General features: G+C 47.7%; 5 protein-coding genes and 1 pseudogene. All 6 read left to right on the plus strand.

Features of this window, described 5'->3' with window-relative positions:
* A pseudogene (locus QXT17_RS09900) lies at positions 1-212 on the plus strand (microtubule-binding protein); the annotation flags it as partial.
* 94 nt (positions 213-306) lie between these two features.
* A complete protein-coding gene (locus QXT17_RS09905; RefSeq protein ID WP_342783873.1) occupies positions 307-1,191 on the plus strand; it encodes an MBL fold metallo-hydrolase in 885 nt (294 codons plus the stop codon).
* A gap of 193 nt (positions 1,192-1,384) precedes the next feature.
* Complete coding sequence (locus QXT17_RS09910; RefSeq protein ID WP_405054597.1) at positions 1,385-1,528, plus strand: type II toxin-antitoxin system HicB family antitoxin; 144 nt, start codon at positions 1,385-1,387, stop codon at positions 1,526-1,528.
* Positions 1,529-1,785: 257 nt separating this feature from the next.
* Positions 1,786-2,628, plus strand: coding sequence for an MBL fold metallo-hydrolase (locus tag QXT17_RS09915; RefSeq protein WP_342783874.1), 843 nt, complete (start codon positions 1,786-1,788; stop codon positions 2,626-2,628).
* A gap of 81 nt (positions 2,629-2,709) precedes the next feature.
* Positions 2,710-2,991 (plus strand): hypothetical protein, encoded by a 282-nt coding sequence (locus QXT17_RS09920; RefSeq protein ID WP_342783875.1) that lies wholly within the window; start codon positions 2,710-2,712, stop codon positions 2,989-2,991.
* A gap of 226 nt (positions 2,992-3,217) precedes the next feature.
* Positions 3,218-3,419, plus strand: a 202-nt coding sequence (locus QXT17_RS09925) for an ATP-binding protein (protein WP_342815859.1), incomplete at its 3' end; no start/stop codon positions are given.

Below are 3,419 nucleotides of genomic sequence, written 5' to 3' on the forward strand. Positions count from 1 at the left end.
TGCACAACGACACAACTGTACTCATAGAGGTCAAGTCGAGGGCGGAGCTAGAAGACGTCGAATGGTTCCTCGACAAGGCAGGAATAGTGGAGAAGATCATCGGCAGAAAAGCAGACAAGCTCATCATTGTCGCTGTAAACATAGACAAGGACGCATATGAGAGGGCCCAAGCCCTAGGCATAGACGTAGTCGCTGGTGCAGTAATCGAGTAGGTTCCGGGAAGGTTTTCCCACAGCCTATAGAAGTGTTTAAAAGTAATTGTCTTGTTGTGCAACAAATATATAGAAGCTTTATGAGTGAGTTTATGTGCCTAGACCACGATTGCTTGAGCTCCAACTGACGGTTCTCGTGGACGATTATTCCGGCAAGACGAGGCTGCTTGCAGAGCACGGTCTAAGCATCCATGTCAAAGCAGTCTACGACAATGGGGAAACATATAGGCTCCTCTTTGATACTGGCCAGACAGGAGAAGTGTTGCTCAGGAACGCACAGGGGCTAAAAATACTTCTCGAAGACATCGATGCAGTTGTCCTCTCTCATAGGCACTACGACCACTCCGGCGGCTTGTCCCAAATACTAGACAAGATCAAAGCCAAGCCCCTAGTCGCACACCCAGACGTCGTAAAGCCCAGCTACTCCTCGCGAGAAGGCTTCATGCGCTTCAACCTGGCCCTCACTAGCACCCAGTGGGAAAAAATAATCACCAGCCTAGAGCCAGTCCTATCCAGGAAGCCCCTCGAGCTAGCTCCAGACATATGGTTCCTAGGAGAAATACCCAGGACAAGCGACAACTCCTACGCGACCAGGGGTTTCTATACACAGGAAGCCGGGGAAGTAGTCCCAGACAAGCTATTGGACGACACGGGCATAGCCATAAAGCTCCAAGACACGGCAATAGTAATAGCTGGATGCAGCCACTCAGGAATAGTGAACATAGCCCAACAAGCAAAACAACTAACAGGAGCACAGCAAATAGCCATAATAGGCGGACTACACACGGGCCAAGCCACAGACCAAGAACTAGAAACAATAGCAAAGGAACTCGCCTCGCTCAATACAACCGAAGTCCACGCAGGCCACTGCACAGGCCTCAGAGGAGAAATAGCCCTCCAAAACCAATGGAAACAATCAATGCACAGGATCCACAGCGGCTACACAGCCATCTTTAAGCTACAAGAGAGAGAAAAATAAAAACAGACCCCCTTACATACCAAAAATGCCCTTCGAGACAACTTCTGAAGATGCACGGTATTAACTTAAATCTCCAGAACAAATCCCCTCAGAAGCTTTATTTTGATATGTTTCCACGTCTCAAAGACAAGGTAGCCCATTCGCCTTGCTAAGTTTAAAATACTACTTTTCATTAAAAGTAATGGTAAGAAGTTTGAGCTTCACCGTTGTCATCGAAAAAGACGAGGATGGTTACTATGTCGCCTACGTCCCAGAGCTACCCGGCTGTCACACGCAGGCTAAAACCCTAGACGAGCTCCTGGAAAGGATCAAGGAAGCAGTCGAACTTTACCTATAAGTTGAGGGGTCTTCTGCGGAAATTAAGCGAGAACTGGTCGGCATACAGTTCATTGAGGTCGGTGCCAATGAGCATAAGACCATTCCATAAAGGCGAAGAGATCGGACCAGGCTTGCTCATCCGAATTATTAAAGAAGGTCTAACCAGAGAAGAGTCTCTCAAATTATTGCAGGAACCTGAACCTATAAAAATATCCATGCAAACATCTCTTGATAATCGTCCAAGACTATTTATACGTGACAAAGTCACTTTACCATGTGCATAAATGGATTTTTCCCATTGTAATTCTTATTGCATGCATAGGTGTCTTTGGAGCCCTACTCTACATGCTGGGAAGAGTCTCCAAGGTTCCCGAGAAACGTGCTGGCAACGAGTCTCGGGAGTATGCCGGGTATGTGCGCCTAGTTGTCCTCGTAGATAACAATCCCTACAAGGAAGGCCTAGAGACTGTGTGGGGCCTCGCAGTCTATCTCGAGGCGGATCAGACCAAGTTGCTCTTTGACACGGGGCCGGACCCCGGCGTACTCGAGAGAAACGCCGAGAAGCTAGGAATAGACCTAAGCAAGATAGACTTCATAGTTATCAGCCACCCGCACGGAGACCATACAGGGGGCCTGAGGCTCTTTTCTTCTATTAAGCCCGAGCTCCGAGTATACATACCGCCAGACCAAAGCCTCAAAAACTACGTCCAAAGCCTCGGTCTGGTGCCCATCCAGGTAAACAGCACTGTCATGGTGGCGAAGGGGGTATTTGTCGTCAAGCCCCTCTATGGACCACCCGTCGAGGAGGCGCTCGCCGTCAAGACTAGCAAGGGACTAGCCATACTGGTCGGCTGCAGCCACCCCGGGGTTGTGAACCTCGTTAACCAGGCAGTTAGGGACCTAGGCATGAAGCCATACCTCGTGCTCGGGGGATTCCACATCTTCGGGGCTTCTCTCCAGGATGTTAAAGAAGTTGCTTCACGATTAGTGGAAATGGGGGCAGAGAAGATCTACCCTATACACTGTAGCGGCGACACAATCAGGAACTACCTCGCAAACAGCTACAGGGACAAATACGGCGACGGGGGAGTAGGGCTAGAAATCGTTATACAGAGATAGCCCGGACATAAAAACAGCATCCGAGGCTGAGAAAAATATGATAATGCAAGAAAAAAGGAGGAGTGGAGAGGTGAATAGAATATGGTAATAACTTCTCTCTTAGATCTTGATTTGAGTAAAATACTAGACCTTATTGAGAGGAAGTACAGCATTAAATTGCCAAAGAAGGTTATAGAGGTCTACCTAGACGACACCCATGACCTGCTATTTGTAAGGTTCAAAGAGCCCCAAGGAATCGAGACCGGCGAACCCCTCCCAACAAGAGCCATAGCAACGATATTCATCGAAGAGAAAACAGGCGAAATAACCGCCCTCGAAATAGTAGGATTAAGCGACCTACTACAAGAGCTAGCAATGGCATAGCTTTTTTCTCCTCAGAGTCAGCACACGAGGTTTTCAACATACTACAACATACTAACCTAAAACCTTACTTGTGGGGCGCCTACCCTGCCATATTTCCTTAAATTTTCCCCGGAGCTCACATTTAACCCAGGTATATTCCCTCAAAGACCATCGGTCTCATGTTATGGGACATCCAAAATGAAATGAAAAAATTTATAGTCTAGACTATAATAGTTTAAACTATAACATGAAACCCCTAATTGACAGGAGGGAAGAGCTTAGGGCCCTTGAGGAGTGGTATAACAAGGGAAGAGTAGCCCTCATATTTGGAAGGAGGCGAGTCGGAAAAACCAGGCTCGTCCTAGAGTTCATAAAGAATAAGAGAGCTGTCTATCTCCTAGCCGCGGATTCGACCCTCGAATACAACCTTGCAAAGTTTTCCGAGGAAT

It is taken from the genome of Thermofilum sp. (assembly GCF_038871435.1).
In the GTDB taxonomy this organism is placed as follows: Archaea; Thermoproteota; Thermoprotei; order Thermofilales; family Thermofilaceae; genus Thermofilum; species Thermofilum adornatum.